This window comes from Streptomyces niveiscabiei (assembly GCF_033794345.1).
Classification (GTDB): domain Bacteria; phylum Actinomycetota; class Actinomycetes; order Streptomycetales; family Streptomycetaceae; genus Streptomyces; species Streptomyces niveiscabiei.
Genome location: NZ_JARAYJ010000076.1, coordinates 1 through 15124 on the forward strand (window position 1 = coordinate 1; position 15124 = coordinate 15124).

General features: G+C 71.9%; 14 protein-coding genes and 3 pseudogenes. 8 read left to right on the plus strand and 9 right to left on the minus strand.

Features of this window, described 5'->3' with window-relative positions:
* A partial coding sequence (locus tag PV682_RS43290; RefSeq protein ID WP_319738327.1) for an ABC transporter substrate-binding protein occupies positions 1–848 on the plus strand: 848 nt, incomplete at its 5' end.
* Positions 849–876: 28 nt separating this feature from the next.
* On the opposite strand, the gene PV682_RS43295 is transcribed toward PV682_RS43290, so the two are convergent.
* Positions 877–1155 carry a hypothetical protein gene (locus PV682_RS43295; protein WP_319738329.1) on the minus strand — a complete coding sequence of 93 codons (279 nt, stop codon included), beginning with the start codon at positions 1153–1155 and terminating at the stop codon, positions 877–879.
* 397 nt (positions 1156–1552) lie between these two features.
* On the opposite strand from PV682_RS43295, the gene PV682_RS43300 reads away from it, so the two are divergent.
* Together PV682_RS43300 and PV682_RS44510 are read left to right on the plus strand one after the other, a co-directional pair.
* Positions 1553–2164 carry a hypothetical protein gene (locus PV682_RS43300; protein ID WP_319738331.1) on the plus strand — a complete coding sequence of 204 codons (612 nt, stop codon included), beginning with the start codon at positions 1553–1555 and terminating at the stop codon, positions 2162–2164.
* A gap of 27 nt (positions 2165–2191) precedes the next feature.
* Positions 2192–2272 (plus strand): annotated as a pseudogene (locus PV682_RS44510) (dihydrofolate reductase family protein); the annotation flags it as partial.
* An 82-nt stretch (positions 2273–2354) separates the two neighbouring features.
* Here the strand turns inward: PV682_RS44510 and PV682_RS43305 are convergent.
* The 4 genes and pseudogenes from PV682_RS43305 to PV682_RS43320 all read right to left on the minus strand — a co-directional run bounded on the left by PV682_RS43305 (position 2355) and on the right by PV682_RS43320 (position 7729).
* On the minus strand, positions 2355–3326 hold the full coding sequence (locus PV682_RS43305) for an ABC transporter substrate-binding protein (protein ID WP_319738332.1): 972 nt from the start codon (positions 3324–3326) through the stop codon (positions 2355–2357).
* Positions 3327–3376: 50 nt separating this feature from the next.
* A pseudogene (locus tag PV682_RS43310) lies at positions 3377–4165 on the minus strand (formylglycine-generating enzyme family protein); the annotation flags it as partial.
* 83 nt (positions 4166–4248) lie between these two features.
* Positions 4249–6609, minus strand: a complete 2361-nt coding sequence (locus PV682_RS43315; RefSeq protein ID WP_319738334.1) for an arylsulfatase — start codon at positions 6607–6609, stop codon at positions 4249–4251.
* Between the two features lie 193 nt (positions 6610–6802).
* Positions 6803–7729 (minus strand): LysR family transcriptional regulator, encoded by a 927-nt coding sequence (locus tag PV682_RS43320; protein WP_319738336.1) that lies wholly within the window; start codon positions 7727–7729, stop codon positions 6803–6805.
* A 274-nt stretch (positions 7730–8003) separates the two neighbouring features.
* Here PV682_RS43320 and PV682_RS43325 point away from each other — a divergent pair, with 274 nt between their 5' ends.
* A complete protein-coding gene (locus tag PV682_RS43325; protein ID WP_319738339.1) occupies positions 8004–8576 on the plus strand; it encodes a MarR family winged helix-turn-helix transcriptional regulator in 573 nt (190 codons plus the stop codon).
* Between the two features lie 63 nt (positions 8577–8639).
* On the opposite strand, the gene PV682_RS43330 is transcribed toward PV682_RS43325, so the two are convergent.
* From PV682_RS43330 to PV682_RS43340, 3 genes are all read right to left on the minus strand, one after another.
* Positions 8640–9614 (minus strand): TIGR03619 family F420-dependent LLM class oxidoreductase, encoded by a 975-nt coding sequence (locus PV682_RS43330; protein WP_319738340.1) that lies wholly within the window; start codon positions 9612–9614, stop codon positions 8640–8642.
* Between the two features lie 333 nt (positions 9615–9947).
* Positions 9948–10196, minus strand: coding sequence for a hypothetical protein (locus PV682_RS43335; RefSeq protein ID WP_319738341.1), 249 nt, complete (start codon positions 10194–10196; stop codon positions 9948–9950).
* Between the two features lie 575 nt (positions 10197–10771).
* Entirely contained in the window at positions 10772–11077 is a 306-nt protein-coding gene (locus tag PV682_RS43340) for a hypothetical protein (RefSeq protein WP_319738343.1), read from the minus strand.
* A gap of 308 nt (positions 11078–11385) precedes the next feature.
* Here PV682_RS43340 and PV682_RS43345 point away from each other — a divergent pair, with 308 nt between their 5' ends.
* The 3 genes and pseudogenes from PV682_RS43345 (at position 11386) to PV682_RS44520 (ending at position 12785) form a co-directional block, all read left to right on the plus strand.
* A complete protein-coding gene (locus tag PV682_RS43345; protein WP_319738345.1) occupies positions 11386–12132 on the plus strand; it encodes a phosphotransferase family protein in 747 nt (248 codons plus the stop codon).
* 208 nt (positions 12133–12340) lie between these two features.
* Positions 12341–12502: pseudogene (locus tag PV682_RS44515) on the plus strand (alpha/beta hydrolase fold domain-containing protein); the annotation flags it as partial.
* 88 nt (positions 12503–12590) lie between these two features.
* Entirely contained in the window at positions 12591–12785 is a 195-nt protein-coding gene (locus PV682_RS44520) for a fibronectin type III-like domain-contianing protein (protein ID WP_407705844.1), read from the plus strand.
* A gap of 28 nt (positions 12786–12813) precedes the next feature.
* Here the strand turns inward: PV682_RS44520 and PV682_RS43350 are convergent, their stop codons facing one another.
* The gene (locus tag PV682_RS43350; protein ID WP_319738347.1) at positions 12814–13353 is read right to left on the minus strand and encodes an NAD(P)H-dependent oxidoreductase; all 540 of its coding nucleotides are present in this window, start codon (positions 13351–13353) and stop codon (positions 12814–12816) included.
* A 338-nt stretch (positions 13354–13691) separates the two neighbouring features.
* Between PV682_RS43350 and PV682_RS43355 the strand changes: the two genes are divergently transcribed.
* Positions 13692–15086, plus strand: coding sequence for a TolB family protein (locus PV682_RS43355; RefSeq protein WP_319738350.1), 1395 nt, complete (start codon positions 13692–13694; stop codon positions 15084–15086).
* Positions 15087–15124: the final 38 nt, after the last annotated feature.

Here is a 15124-nt window from a genome sequence, read left to right on the forward strand (position 1 = left end):
AGTACCACGACGTCCGCATCGACAACCAGCTCGCCACCGGCACCCTCGTCCCCGACGTCGTCCAGCTCCAGACCCTCCAGGACTTCACCCGCTGGAAGCAGCAGGGGCGCCTGCTGCACTACAAGCCCGCCGGGTTCTCGAAGGTGTACGACGGTTTCAAGGACCCGCAGGGCGCGTGGGTGGCGACCGGGGCGATCGCCTTCAGCTTCCTGTACGGCACCGCGGCGGTCGGCTCCGACGCCCCGCGTACCCCGCTGGACCTGGTCGATCCGAAGTGGAAGGGGAAGATCGCCTCCTCCTTCCCGCACGACGACGACGCGGTCCTCTACCTCTACGCGCTGTACGCCCGCACGTACGGCTGGGACTGGGTGGCCAAGCTCGCCGCCCAGGACGTGCGGTTCGCGCGGGGCAGCAACTCGCCGGGCGACGCGGTCTTCGCCGGGCAGAAGGTGATCGGGATCGGCACGGCGGGGTCGGCGGTCCCCTCCTCCTCGTCACCCGCGCGGTTCGTCATCGCGGACGGGCACCCCTTCATGGGCTGGGGCCAGCGCGCGGCCGTCCTCAAGCAGGCCCGCAACTCCACGGCCGCCAAGCTGTTCCTCAACTGGCAGCTGTCCGCCGAGCGGCAGCGCGGCTCCTTCAACGGGTGGTCGGTACGCACCGACATCACTCCCCCGGCCGGGCTCAAGCAGCTGTGGGAGTACCCGAACGCCCACGTGGACGGCTTCCCGGCGTTCATGGCCGACCGCGCCCAGGTCGAGCGCTGGAAGCAGACCTTCGCGCTGTACTTCGGCGAGGTCCAGGGCGATCCCACACCGGGCCGGCTCGGCCTCCACCCCGGCGCCTGACGGCCACGACCGGGCCGGGGCCAGGAGGTCAGCGCATGTTCAACGGCGGCTTGGCGTACTTGGCGGCAAGCCGCTCCCGCCGGTCCTGCGTGGGCGCGGGCCTCGGGGGTGCCTGCGCGCCCGACAGGGTGAAAACGATCGCGTAGGTCTCGTAGCCATCGGCGAGGGCGTCGCCCGGTGCGGATGCCTCGTACCGCTCCCGGGAGTCCTCCCGCCCCTGGGCCCACACCTGTACGGCGTAGGTCCGGGACGGGTCGAGAGCCAGAGCGGGTTCACCGGGCTCCGCCAGTTGCCCGAAGACCTCCACCGGTTCGGGCCGGCCGGACCGCCGGTCGTGTCGAACGCGGCCATCCGGCCCGTGTACACCGGCCGGTACGGCGCCGAGCCGACACGTACCCAGCCCTTCCCGGGACTCACCTCGGGCCGATGGCTCAGGGCGAGGACGACGGGTGCGGTGTGGTCCTGTATCCGCGTCTTCACGATGATCTGGCCGGGGACCACCAGCACCGCTTCGTCGGCCCCCAAGTCCGGTCTGCCGTCGTGCCGTTCGAACCCCGGCTCCCATGATTCCCCGACGGGGAAGCAGCTGTGCTCGACCCTGACCGCACCCGCGTCGCTGATCTCCGGCATGGGTAGAGCCTGTCAGCACAACCCCTTCGGTCGCACGGGTTCTCGCTGCTGCCCGGCCGTGGCATTTTGGCTCCGTGACGCATGGGCACAGGGAAGAAGAGGAGTGGCTGGCGACTTTGCGGCCGTCGCGTGTGCGGGAGGTCCAGGCCGGGCGTCTGGCCTGGACCGAGGTCGATCTGATCGACGTCGGGAGCGGGTTCGGGTATGCGCTGCGGGCCGGGCTGGAGGTGTTCGGCGTCCGGGTGAACTATCTGCCGGTGGGCCAGCCTCGCCACCTGGTGGCGGCACTGAACGGCACCAGACCGGTCGCGCCGTACGTGATCGTGTCCTGTCACGGCGACGAGGGGCGCATCCTGATGGAAGACGTCGCCGAGGAGCTGGCCGGGTTCCAGCCGTTCAACGGTGCCATCGGCCCGGACCGAGTACGCGAACACGTCCGGCTGCCGGGCAGCGTCACCCTCGTCACCGGCTGCGACACGGGGGAGCCCGCGCTCGCCGACGCCTTTCTCGATGCCGGCGCCGGCATCTATATCGCTCCGCGCGGCGCACCGTTCGGCTATGCGAGCGTGTTCGCCCCCTTGTTCTTCTTCTACGAGCTCACCGAGCAGCGCACCCCCGTGGAGGCCGTCGAACGCCTGCGTGCTCACGACGAGGAACTCGCGATGTGGTATCTCTACCGACGCTGACCCGGACACACACGCGATGAGAGCATCGTGACCGCTGCCTACACCTTCGACGGCTTTGGCGCCCACAGCGGCGACTGGGGCAAGCAGGGCCCCGAGTTACTCGACCGCTGCCGGCGACGGTGGTGTCGGCCACCCTGCATGTCTGAGCCCCCCCCCCGAAGCGGCCGACCTGGCCCGAACGCATGAGGCCTCAGCCGGCGAGCCAGGTTTTCACCTTGGCGGGGTTCGCCGCGATCCACTTCTCGGCTGCTGCTCGCGGGGTCATCTTGTCGAGGGCGATGTACTTCGCGACGGTGTTCTGGTCGTCGTTGGTCCACCGGAAGTTCTTCACCAGGTCGTAGGCGGGGCTGCCCGATGCGGCGAACCTGGTGCTGACGATCTTGTCGAGGTCGAAGGCGGGGTAGTCGCAGGCGACCTTCGCGGGATCGGCGTCGCAGCCTTCGGTGTGCTTCGGCAGGGCGACTTTGACGAGGGGGACTTCGGACATGAACCAGGACGGTTCGTAGAAGTAGCCGATCACCCATTTCCTGTTCTTCTGCGCGTCGCGGAAGGCCTGGATGAGGGCGGTCTCGCTGCCCGCGTACACGACGGTGAAGTCGAGCTTGAGGTTCTTGACCAGGGCTTCGTCGTTGGTCTGGTACGACGGGTCGCCGTCGAGGAGCTGGCCGCCGCTGCCGGACTCGGAGGTCTTGAAGTTCGCGGCGTACTTGTCGAGGTTCTTCCAGTCGGTGATGTCGGGGTGCTGCTCGGCGATCCACGGGGGGACGTACCAGCCGATGATCCCTTTGTTCCCGGCCGAGCCGAGGCTGACGGCGGTCTTCTGCCGGGTGATGTACTTCTTCTTGAGGTCGGGGTGGCCCCAGTTCTCCAGGATGGCGTCGACCTCGCCGGTCTCGAATCCCTGCCAGCCGATCTCCGCCTTGAGGTCCTTGTGGACGACCTCGCAGCCGAGCTTCTCCTGCGCGAGGTAGGAGACGACCGCCGCGTCGGCCGCGTAGCCCACCCAGGGGCTGACGGCGAGGTTGAAGGTGCCGCAGCTGCCGGAGCCGCCCGCGCCGGCGGACACCTCGCCGACCTTCGCGCCGACGCAGGCGGTCAGGGTGAGGCCGAGTACGGCCGTCCCCGCCGCGCGGCTGCGCCACCGTCCTGTTCGTCCTGCCATGGTCGTACTCCCTGTGCGCCGGGGGTCGGAGGGGGGCAGTTCGCGTCGAGGGCGCACCGGAAGCCCACGTTGCCGGTCGCCGAGTCCGGGAGGAGGCCCTGGCGGGCGGCGACCCGGTAGCGGCGGCAGTAGGAGGCGTGGCAGAGGTAGGAGCCGCCCTTGGTGACGCGTTCGTGTCCGGTGCGGGACGGGGTGAAGGGGTCGTCGCACCACTCCCAGACGTTGCCGGTGGCGTTGTACAGGCCGAAGCCGCCGGGTTCGTAGGCGGTGACGGGGCAGGTGCCGTACCAGCCGTCGGCGGTCGGGGGGCGGTGGGGGAAGTCGCCCTGCCACACGTTCATCCGGGGCCGACCGTCCGGTTCGAGTTCGTCGCCCCAGGGGAACGTCTTCGCGTGCAGGCCGCCTCGGGCGGCGCGTTCCCATTCCGCCTCGGTGGGCAGGCGTTTGCCGGACCAGGCGCAGTAGGCGCGGGCGTCGTCCCAGTCGACGTGGACGACCGGGTGGTCCGTCCGGTCCTGCCAGGTGGAGTGCGGGCCGTCGGGGTGGCGCCAGTCGGCGCCCTCGACCTGGCGCCACCAGGGCGCCGCCGCGACCGCCCGGGTCGGGGGGAAGTCGTCCGGGAGCAGTCCGGCGAAGACGAACGACCAGCCGGCGCGCTCGGCGGAGGTGCGGTAGCCGGTGTCGGCGGTGAAGGCCGCGAAGTGGGCGTTGGAGACGGCGCAGGCGTCGATCCAGAAGGCGTCCACGTGCACGGTGCGTACGGGGCCTTCCCCGTCGGCGGGGTAGGAGTGGGCGTCCTGGCTGCCCATGAGGAAGTCGCCGGCGGGGACGGCCACCATGCCGTCGGGGGTGGCCGGGTGGGTGGCGGAGGGCGCGGGGGTGGCCGGGGTGGTGTTCCGGCCGCCGGAGGGTGCGCAGCAGTTCACTGGGCCCTCATGACTCGGCGGTGCAGTCCGCCGTCGTACTCGGGTGATCCGGTGTCCTGGGGGGCCAGGTCGATGCGGACGGTGTGGATGGTTCCGGTGAACTCGTTGTCGAGGGCGGGGTAGTCGTCGCTCACGGGGGTGCTCAGGTCCACGCCGATGTCGAGGGTCTCGTCGAAGGAGAAGTAGTAGGGGATGGTCCGTTCGACCCGGCCGGTGGCGTGCTTCTCCCCGTTCACCAGCAGGACGGCCGTGCCGCCTTTGCCCAGTCCCGCGCCGTCGTAGGCGAAGTCGAGCCGGATCTCGTGCCGTCCCGGTGGCAGGGGCCGGTCGCCGCGCACCGTGTACAGGCTCATGCCGAAGTAGTTGTAGGCGTAGGCGGGCCTGCCGTCGGTGAAGTACAGGGTCCAGCCGCCGAACCGGCCGCCCTGGGCGATGAGGACGCCCTCGGTGGTGGTCCCGGTGAGGTCGACGTCGGCGGTGATGCTGTGGGAGCGGTTCTTGACGTTCGGGGTGGTCTCCTCGGTGAACCGCCGCATGCCCGCGCGGTAGGTGACGGAGGTGCGGTCGCCGAGCAGGTCGATCCGGCCGGCCATGGCGGGGTTCTCCCGCTCGGTGACCCGGTCGTCCAGCGGGAAGACCTGGTGCTTCGCCGCCTCGATCAGGAACAGGTCCTGCAACCGGCGCAGTTTCCGCGGGTGTTCGGCGGCGAGGTCGTGCGCCTGGCTCCAGTCCGTGGTCAGGTCGTACAGCTCCCACACGTCGTCGGTGAACCTGCGGTCGCCCTCGGGCACCATCTCCCAGGGGATGCCGTGCCGGGTGACCGCCATCCAGCCGTCGTGGTAGATGCCCCGGTTGCCGCACATCTCGAAGTACTGGGTACGGCGGTGCTCGGGCGCCTGCGGGTCGGTGAGCGTCGGCTGCATGCTGGTGCCCTCGATGGGCTGCTGGGCCACGCCGTCCACGCTGAACGGTGCCGGGACGCCCACGCAGTCCAGGATCGTGGGGAGTACGTCGATCACGTGCGAGAACTGGTGGCGCAGTCCGCCGCGTTCGGTGATCCCGCGGGGCCAGTGCAGGATCATCCCGTCGCGGGTGCCGCCGAGGTGCGAGGCGACCTGCTTGGTCCACTGGTAGGGGGTGTTGAGGGCCAGGGCCCAGCCGGCCGGGGCGATCGGGTAGCTGAGGGGGCCGCCGATGTCGTCGATGTGGTCGATCATCTCGTCGGGGTCGTCCACGATGCCGTGTCCGAGCCGGTGCTCGACGATCGTCCCCTCGATGCCGCCCTCCCCCGAGGCGCCGTTGTCGCCGAGGATGTAGAGGACGATCGTGTTGTCGAGTTCGCCGAGTTCCTCCAGGGCGTCGAGGAACCGGCCGACCTGGACGTCGGCGTGTTCGGTGAAGCCGGCGAACGTCTCCATGAACCGGGCGGACAGCCGGCGCTGGTTGTCGCTGAGTTCGTCCCAGTGGGGCACGCCCTCGGCCCAGGGGGCGAGCCGCGTGTGCGGGGGTACGACGCCGAGGTCCTTCTGCCGCTGGAGGGTGATCTCGCGCTGGCGGTCCCAGCCGTGGTCGAACCGGCCGCGGTACTTCTCCCGCCAGGCGGGGGCCACGTGCAGGGGTGCGTGTGCGGCGCCGAGGGCGAGGTAGGTGAAGAACGGGCGGCCCGGGGTCAGGGTCCGCTGGGTGCGCACCCAGTCGACGGCGTGGTCGACGAGGTCCTCCGAGAGGTGGTAACCGTCCTCGGGCCTGCGGTCCGGCTCGATGGGGGTGGTGCCCTGGTAGAGCAGCGGGTACCAGTGGTTCATCTCGGCGCCCATGAAGCCGTAGAAGGTGTCGAAGCCCTCTCCGGTGGGCCAGCGGTCGAAGGGTCCGACGGCGCTGATCTCGCGCGGCGGGGTCTGGTGCCACTTGCCGAAGGCGGCCGTGCTGTAGCCGTTGCCCTGGAGGATCTGGGCCATGGTCGCCGCGCTGCACGGCCGGAACCCGTTGTAGCCGGGAGCGGCGGTGGTCATCTCGGTGGTGCCGCCCATGCCCACCGAGTGGTGGTTGCGCCCGGTCAGCAGGGCCTGCCGGGTGGGCGAGCACAGGGCCGTGACGTGGAAGCGGGTGTAGCGCAGTCCGTCGCCGGCGAGCCGCTCGGCCGCGGGCATCTCGCAGGGGCCGCCGAACGCGCTGGAGGTGCCGAATCCGAGGTCGTCGACGAGCACGATCACCACGTTCGGCGCGCCTTCGGGCGGGGGGACCGGGCCGATCGGGGTGAAGGGGGTCTCCTGGTCGTGGATGTCCATCGCCGTCGTCAGGGGGCTGCGGGCGTCGGGGCGCGGGAGGATGTGCCGTCCGGCGTCGAACTCGCTCACGTATTCTCCGATTCGGTGCGCGGCGGGGAAATGTCATGCCCTCGCATCGCGGCGGGAATACCGGCGAAATGCGGTTGCCGATCGGTGAATTGCCGGGTGCGACGCGATAAAAATGGCAGCCGTCGCCGAGGGCGGTCAACGAAACGTCGTGGATTTCCGCGGACCGGTTTTCGATGAGGGCCATAGAAAACTTCTATGGCTGAGCCGAACCGTTCTGAGCCGGCCCGTTGTGAGCCGGCCCGTCCTGGGCGGGTGACGACGCCAGGGTGACGAAGGCCTGGGCGGCCGGGGAGAGCGGGCCGGACCGCCAGACCAGGCGGCCGTGGCGGGTCAGTCGTGGCCGGGGGGACAGCATCCGTGCCCCGCGCAGCACGGCGTCCCTCGCCATGGAGGCCGGCAGCAGCGCGGCGCCGACGCCGGAGAGGACCAGGGGGACGATCATCGCGCGGTGCGCCGTCTCCACGGTGACGCGGGGGACGACGCCCAGGACGGTGCACACCTCGTCGACGGCCGCGCGGGTCTCGGTGCCCGGTGGCGTCACGATCAGGTCCAGGGCGGCCAGTTCGCGCGAGGTGATGGTGTCGCCCGGCGGATGCGGGTGGTCGGGGGGCAGCACGACGTGCATCTCCTGCTCCGGCAGGTCGATGCCGCGCAGGTCTCCGGTGGGTACCGAGGCGTCCACCAGGCCGAGTTCGCACTGCCCGGCCGCGACCATGTGGGCCACGGCAGGGCCCTGTTCGGGGTCGACGACCCGGACGGCGACCTTCGGGTGCGCGCGGTGGAAGCTGCCGAGCATCCCGGCGAGGGGGTCGACCGAGAGGGTCGTCTGGGAGACGATGTCGAGCCGTCCGCCGCTGAGGCCGAGCACTTCGCGCACCAGCGACCGGGCCGTGGACAGGTCGCGCAGGACCTGCCGGGCCGGCTGGACCAGCGCCTGGCCCGCCGCGGTGAGCGCGACCCCGTGCGGGAGGCGGTGGAAGAGCCGCCCTCCGCATTCGCGCTCCAGGGTGCGGATCGCGTGGGACAGCGAGGGCTGGGCGACGTGGAGCGCGAGGGCCGCGGCCGTGAAACCGCCGTGCTCGGCCACGGCGAGGAAATACTCCAGCTGTCGTCGTTCCATCGGATCTCCGCGCGTCCCGGGGCCTCCGCACGTACCGGTCCGACGGGCGGCAGGGACAGTATCTTCCGGGCCCGACCCCACCGGGCACGCGGGATACCGGACCCCGAGGGGCCGTCGCGTCCTGTTTCCTGTGCCGCCGATTTCGCGGCCGCTCCTGGATGCCGCGAACCCCTCGCCTTTTGGGCCGTCGCGCCGTCCTCCGTACAATTTGAGCCCGAACGGCGTGTCGTCCCGGGTACACCGCCCGTGGCGCCGCGCGGACCCAGGAGGCAGCGTGCCCGGACAGCGATCCATCACCGAAGCCGAACGGCTGGCCTCGGTCAAGCTCGGCGGCATCCCGATCCGGCGCGAGCAGATGGCGGCGGTGGCCAACATCCACCGGGCCGCCTCGGCGGTCCGCCAGCACCTGGAGAACTCGGTGCTGCGCGAGTCGGACCTGACCTGGACGGCCTTCGTCGTGCTGTGGGTGGTGTGGGTCTGGGGCGAGTCGGAGACCCGGCACGTCGCGGAGGAGTCGGGCATCTCCAAGGGCACCCTCACGGGCGTGACCCGGACCCTGGAGGGGCGCGGCCTCCTGCGCCGCTCCGGCCACCCCGACGACGGGCGGCTCGTCCTGGTCGGCCTCACCGACAAGGGCGAGGAGTTCATGCGGGACGTCTTCCCCGACTTCAACGCGGAGGAGGCGTTCGTGACGGAGCGGCTCAGCGACGCCGAGTGCCGCGACCTCGCCGATTCGCTGCGGCGGGTCGTGCTCCAGATCGAGGAGAACGGGGAGGAGCGCCGGCGGACGCTGCTGGCGGGGGCGGAGCCTGCGCCCCGCCGCAGCGGGCGGCGGGCGAAGGGCTGAGGGGCGGCGGCTCGCTGCGCGGCCGGGCCGCATTCGTGTGCGTCCCGCGTGCGCGGCCGTCCGTCAGGAGGTTGTTCCCCGTGCGGGCGGGGTGGAGCCGGAAGTGAGCTTCTCCACGCGCCGCATGACGTCCCGGCAGAAGGCTCCTACCGCGTCCGGGTCGTCGGTGAACTGCGACGGTTTCACGCAGAACGTCGTGAAGCCCTGCTCCAGTTGCTCGGGGATCGACTCCAGCGCCCGGCCGAGGTCCGCGCGCGAGTGGTCGTCGGGGAACACCGCGCGGGTGCCGCCGATCATCTCCAGGTCGGCGATGTCGCGCCCGGCGGCCCGCATCGCGTCCGCGAGGACCCGCATCTCCTCGGGCGTGGGCCGGCCCAGCGGGTTGAAGGCGTGGCCGTGGCGGACGATCCGGCGCACCATCGCGTCGTGCATGCCGGCTCCGCCGAAGCACAGCCGGGGTCCGTCGGGCCGGTACGCCTTGGGCTCGAAGTACACGTTCTCGAAGCGGTAGTGCTCGCCCTGGTGGGAGGCCGGGGACGGGCCCCACAGCTTCGCCCAGATCTCCAGGTGTTCGTCGAGGAGCCTGCCGCGCCTGCCGAACGGGACCCCGAGGGCGTCGTACTCGTCGCGGCTCCAGGACACGTTGGGCAGCACCGTCAGGCGTCCCTCGGACAGCAGGTCCAGGGTGCCGAGTTCGCGGGCGAGGAGCAGGGGGTGGCGCAGCGGGGCGATCACCGCGGAGGCGGCGAGGCGGACGCGTACGGTGACGGCGGCGATCGCGGCGAGCAGGATCAGGGAGTGGGGCCAGGGGGTGTGCGGGTCCTGGTTGCCTGGCAGGGCGTAGTCGCGGGGGTTGCCCATGACGCCGTTCGCGCCCGCGTCGGGGCCGAGCACGATGTGCTCGCTGATCATCACGGAGTCGAACCCGGCGTCCTCGGCCTCGCGCGCCCAGCGCACCAGCGTCGGCAGGTCGGCGCGGCCTTGGGTCATGGTCCAGTTCTCGCTGAGGACCAGTTGCATACGGGGTGCGGTGGTCATCGTGGCGCGGCTCCGTTCCTGTCGCGGTGTCTTCGGCCCACCAGGTAACCGTTTGATGTCAAACAGTAGACGCGGGTCCGGCCGCGCGACAAGGGCGCGGCCCCGCCGGTACGGGGTGCCCGTCTGCCGCGGCGTCCGGCGGAACTCGGCGGGTGTCGTCCCCGTGCGCTGGTGGAAAGAGGCGTGGTTGGCCTCCAGGACCCTGTCGTCGATGTACCGCTTCGTGCCGCGCCCCCTCCTCGACGGCCTGCCGGAACCTCTGGAACGGGTCGGGCCCGCCCTGGTTCGCGAGGTGGGCCGGCCGGATCAGGATCACGGGCGGCGGGTTGCGCCTCACCTCGACCGCACCGGCAGGCCCAGGGCTTCGGCGTACTCCGCCTCCAGGGCGGCGAGTTGGTCCCGGACCGCGGCCGTCGCGGTGATCAGCCTGCCGGGGCCGTGTCCGGCGTCGCGGATCAGCCGGTCGGTGGCGGCGCCGGGGAACCCGGCCGCGAAGGCGACCAGTCTGCCGCCGCAGTCGGTGTGGCCCGCTTCGAGCCGCACGATCCGCTCGGGCCAGCAGTCGACCGCGCAGCAGCGCAATGACTCACGCCGGAGCAGGGCTTCGGCACATCGCGGGCCCGCTCCGAGGGGCTCGCGGCCGACCGGGACATGGCAGCCCAGCCCTGGGACCTCACGGCTCCCAACGTGGAGTACGGCGGACTGCGATCTGATCGACCCCCTGCTCGGGGACGTCACCGCCGCGTCGTCCGCCCGTCGGTCCCGTTGTCGCCGACCGATCACGCTCCCGCCTGGCGCTTCAGGCCGATCGCCGTGGCCCGGGACACTGCGGCGGACCTGCCGGTCTGGACAGCGGGCCGGGCGCCCCGGCGCGACCTGGTGTCCCTACCCGCTATGGCTCTGACGGCACGGAACGCACACACGGTGGCCGGGGACGCCAGTCCGCGTCGGCCCGGGCATCCGCAGCGCAGGTTCCCGACGCGTCACACCGCCATTTCCCGGGACGAAGCTGTCAGGGGCGCCAATCTGCCCAGCGCCTGCGCGAAGAGGAGCGGTCCCGGACGGCCTCGCCTCCCGCGCGCAGTTCCCGGCAGCCAGTACCGGCGCTCACGCGGACGCCGCTCCCTCGCCTCCGGCTGTGGAGGAGGGCACCGCCGTCAACCCCCGCGGACTCCGCGCTCGGGGAAGCGCGCATCGGGACCGGCGCCCTCACCGGCCGCGAGCCGGGCGCCAGCAGCTTCGTCGGCGTCTCCGCCGACGCCCGGCCGCGCACCGCCGAGCCGCCGACTCCACGACCTGCCCGGCGGCAAGATCACCACCTCGGGAACCGCGCGGCTCTCCGGAAAGGCCCCGCTCCTCGACGAGCAGTTCGCCGTCACCGGCAGCACCGGAAGGTACGCGAACGCCCAGGTACAGATGCGCATGGTGCAGCGGCCCGGGGCAATGGCCACGGTCACCTTCACGATCCACCTCTGACGCGCGGCGCGGCAGGACGAGGCGCCCTCCACGGGTTCCCGGGCACCCCGCGGGCCGAGGTCGGCGGCCTGGACTGGACGTACGTCTCCCCCGCCGACGGCACCGGCTTCATCAGCGCCGAGGACCATGCCGTCGCCCTCGTGGACGAACGGGAGAAAGGCGACGGCCCCGGCAGCCGTGGTGGCCCCCTGGCCCGACCGAGGCCGGTGTCGTGCCCGATGGCGCCGGCCAGCGGTGTCGTCGCACGTCAGAAACCCGGCGACGGCGGCGATCACCCCCGGGATACTGGTCGCCCATGGATGAGGTCGAAGTCGTCGTCGCCCACTCCGAGCGCGTGACGCTGCGCGTCGGGGACGTGTTCCTGAAGGTGGACGCCGATCCGGCGCGCCTCGATGCCGAGGCCGAGGCGATGGCGCTGGCGCCGGTCCCGACCCCGGAGATCCTGTGGCGCAAGCCGTCCGTGCTCGCCCTCACCGCGCTCCCGGGGGCGACGCTCGGGCGCCTCGGCGGGCCGTCGACCGGATCGCCGGCGGCGTGGGCCGCGGCGGGCGCCGCCATCCGGAAGCTGCACGACGCGCCGGTGCCGTCCCGGCCGGGCCAGGCCGGGCGGAGCATCCCCGCGCTGGCGGCGGAACTCGACGCCGAGTGCGCGCGGCTCGTGGCCGGCGGCTTCCTTCCCGCGGACCTGGTCGCCCGCAACCGCCGGGCCGCCGAGGCCGCGCTGAGGCCATGGACCGAGACGTTCACCCACGGCGACCTCCAGATCGCGCACGTGTTCGTCGACGGCGAGGAGGTCACGGGCATCATCGACTGGTCCGAGGCCGGCCGGGGCGATCCCCTGTACGACCTCGCCATCTTCACCCTCGGACACGAGGAGCACCTCGGCGACGTCATCGCCGGCTACGGCGCCGACGTCGACCTCGACGTGATCCGCGCGTGGTGGTCGTTGCGCAGCCTGCTGGCGGTGCGCTGGCTGGCCGAGCACGGCTTCGACCCGTTCGCGCCGGGCTGCGAGGTCGACGTGCTGCGATCCCGGATGTGAGGCCGCCCGGCGGCTCTGTCCCTCGCGATGCTCTCTGCCGTACCGAAGGTGTCGCACCCGCGACTCTCCCGAGGAGCAGAGCAGCATTCCCTACGCCTTCGCCCCCGAGCTGCCCCCCGAGTACCGTCGTGGGCGGCCCCGGCTTCTGCCACTTTGACCTGCCGCGGATCGCCGCGCCGCCGTCGGGCCATGCGTCGATCTCACCCCGCCGGCGGTCGGCGGTGACAGCGCGGGCGCGGGGCTCCCGGCGGCCCTCACGCTGCCGGCTCGCGATCGTGGTGGTCCGGCGCTCTGTCTCCCGTACCTGGGCGTCCCCATGCTGGACGACCGGCTGAAGGCTCCCTCGACGCGCGCCTTCACTTCGCGGTAACACCGGCACGCGCACCGGCCAGGCGGTTCCGCAGATCTCTCTCGGTCCCAGTCCCGAGGTGCAGACCGCACAGTAGCCCCTGCGGGCGCTGGTCGGCTGCCGGAAGGTCCGCCTGGCGCCGGGCGGGCCCCGCAGAATCACGATCACCGTCGCGAAGCGGCAGTTCCAGCCCTGGGACAGCACCGCGCACGGCTGGGTCGTGGGCGCCGGTTCCCGGGACGTCCGGGCGGGCCCGTCCGCCGGGGAGCTACCGGTGCGCCGGCGGGCCGCTCTGCCCCGCTGACCACAGGTGGCCGGCGCCCCGGCCCGCGTCAGGTCGCCGTCAGCACCTCCCGGTAGTGCTTCGCGTGGCCGGTGAGGGTCTCGTCGTCCAGGCCCCGGCCGGCCCCGTGCACGACCAGGGACCCGGCGAGCTTCATCCCGGTCGGACGGGCCCACGCCTCCATGGGCTTCAGCAGGTCGCCGATGGTGTGCCGGTGGGCCCCGTCGTGCCGGTAGGCCTCGGCGGCGCTTCCGGTCGAGACGGCGAGCCGCAGCGTCTTGCCGTGCAGCGCGCTGCTTCCGGGGCCGTACGCCCAGCCCCGGGTCAGGACCACGTCCAGCCACTCCTTGAGGAGGGCGGGCATCGAGTACCAGTAGAGGGGGAACTGCAACACCACGTGGTCGTGGTCGAGCAGCAGTCTCTGTTCGTGCGGCACGTCGATGCGGAAGCCCGGATACCAGGCGTAGAGATCGTTGACGGTGATGTTCTCCTCATCCCGGAGGGCGTGGACAAGTGCCGCGTTCACGCGGGATTCGGACAGGCGGGGGTGGGCGAGAACGACGAGGGTCCTGCTGGCCGGATTCGGCATGGGGAGGTCTCCGTGGGGTGCGGTGGGTCCGGTACGGGCGGTTGCGCGGGCGTGCGCTGGTCTGCACCCTCCTCACCAGGCATTTTGATGCGCACGGCACCAACTGTGCGGCACCCGGTACAGCCCGAGAAGCGCTCGGTCTTCGTACTACTGCTGGTGGTACGTCCAGCAGTAGCAGTCACAGTCCGGCCAAATCGCGGTGCCCGCTCGGTGACGTCGGCGGCGCACCGCGTACGACCACCTTCACGAGAATTCAATTCTCCTATAGAAAGAGGGCTACTCACGCCGAGGTGAGGGCCGTTCTCACCTCCGCCCCCGTCCCGCACGCAGAGGGAGCCATGCGAACACGACGCACACGCGCCAAGGGCCTCGCCGTCCTCGCGGCCCTGGTCGGCCTCACCGCCTTCCTCCCACCCGCGCAGGCCGCCCCGACGGCCTCCCCGCGCCCGCCCGCCCCCGAGCACATCCGGGTGGAGCGGCTGCCGCTGCCGCCGACCGCCCCCTCGAACGCGGAAGGAGCCTGCACCGACCGGGTCAACCCGCACGGCACGGGCTGCATGGCCGCCGACTGGGACTCCGGCCTGCGCACCGGGGGCTTCCTCCCGGACGGCCGCACGGTCACCGCGGCCGTCCGCTTCACCGGCGCCCCGGCCGCCCCCGACCCGGCGAGCGTGTACAGCGGGGACCAGCTCCTCCTCGTCCGCACGGACGGCCGGACCTTCCCGGGCGGTGACGCGTGGAAATGCCTCACCTGCGGCACCCCGCCCGCCAACAAGCAGGGCATGACCGCCGACACCAGCTACCCGCAGCCCTTCGCGGACGGCAAGCGGGTGCTGTACGGCACGAACGTCGTCGACTGCGGCCCGCACCCCCTCGCCTCGCCCGCCTGCACCCCGGACCGGCTCCACGTCTATCCGATCCGCTGGAACACCTCCGCCGACGGCTCCGGCCCCGGCGGCGCCATCCGGGAACTGCGCCTGCACCCCGACCAGACGCACCTCGGCTTCAACAGCGTGACCGTCACCGGCGGACGCCTCGACCAGTACGGCTACTTCGGCCGCCTGCGCTTCGACCCCGCCCCCACGACCGGCACGCCCCTCGTGCCGCGCTACGAGGTGGAGAAGGTCACCCGTCTCTTCGACGCCTCCCCCGCCGCGCAGCCCGTGCACACCGACCCCCGCGACCCGTCCCGGCTCGCCTTCGACCCCACCCTGCCCGGCGTCGGTGAGCTGCGCGGCTTCTCCAAGGACGGCCGGGAGGTCTTCTACGTCGGCTACCCGGTCGAGTCCTCCAACATCGACCTCATGGCCGTCGACCTGCGCACCGGCAAGGTCCGCCGGATGACGGCCGACCCCGGCTACACCGACCCCGTGGACGCCTCCCCCGACGACCGGTGGATCGTCGCCCTGGACACCCGCGGCTACGACCGGATGATGTTCACCTCCGGCATGACCGGCGTCCCCGCCCTCACCGACCTGCTCTCCACCTCCGCGGTCTCCTCCGTCCGCAACAACGGCCAGCGGCGCTTCTTCCAGCCCTACCTCATCGACCGGCACGGCGACCGCGGCGCCTACCGGGGCCAGCGCCTCAACTCCGCGGACACCTCCCCCGACTGGAACGCCGGCGCCGACCCCCGCTGGTCCCCCGACGGCACGGCCGTCGCCTACCACGAACGGGGCCTTCCCCCGAAGCGTGGACACCGTTTGCTATGCGGCAGTGGTCAGCGTAGCTGATCGCTGTTCGAAGGCGATGGGGCTGATGTAGCCCAGCC